The 737-nt window shown below is 47.8% G+C and carries 1 protein-coding gene; it reads left to right on the top strand.

What is annotated here, in order from left to right; translation table 11 throughout:
• A partial coding sequence (locus LMB56_RS00060; protein ID WP_411377876.1) for a hypothetical protein occupies window positions 1-737 on the top strand: 737 nt, incomplete at both ends.

Here is a 737-nt window from a genome sequence, read left to right as displayed (position 1 = left end):
CCAGTTAAAGATCCTGACGGTAACCCCGTTACTAAGAAGGTTTCTGGTAATCCTGGTGACCCGATCTCCCTCGACTTGCCTAAAGGCTTCCACTTCCCTAACGGCAAGACCCCAGATATCGCCATTGATCCCGACAAGCCAGTTATTAATATTCCAGTTATTAAAGATGGTCTCATTATCAACACTGGTGACCCACTCGTTGATGAAACTAAGCCCGTTGCTAATATCATCAACTACGTTGACCCAGACGGTAATCCGGTTAAAGACCCCGATGGCAACCCCGTTACTAAGAAGGTTTCTGGTAATCCTGGTGACCCAATCACCCTTGACTTACCTAAAGGCTTCCACTTCCCTGATGGCAAGACGCCAGACATCTCTATTGATCCCGACAAGCCGGTTGTAAATATCCCAGTTATTAAGGACCTTACTAATACTGGTGACCCGCTTTCCGAAGGAACTAAGCCCGTCGCTAACGTCATCAACTTCGTTGACCCAGACGGCAATCCGGTCAAAGATCCTGACGGTAACCCCGTTACTAAGAGAGTTTCTGGCAACCCGGGTGACCCGATCTCCCTTGACTTGCCTAAAGATTTCCACTTCCCTAACGGTAAGACTCCTGACATCACCATTGATCCCGACAAGCCGGTTGTAAATATCCCAGTTATCAAGGATCTTACTGATACTGGCGATCCACTTACCGAGCAAGTTAAGCCTGTCGCTAATATCATCAACTTCGT

The sequence above is a fragment of the Limosilactobacillus reuteri genome (genome assembly GCF_020785355.1).
Lineage (GTDB): Bacteria > Bacillota > Bacilli > Lactobacillales > Lactobacillaceae > Limosilactobacillus > Limosilactobacillus reuteri_I.
The sequence above is the reverse complement of the archived record's forward strand: the minus strand, read 5'-3'. Positions and strand labels throughout refer to the sequence as shown.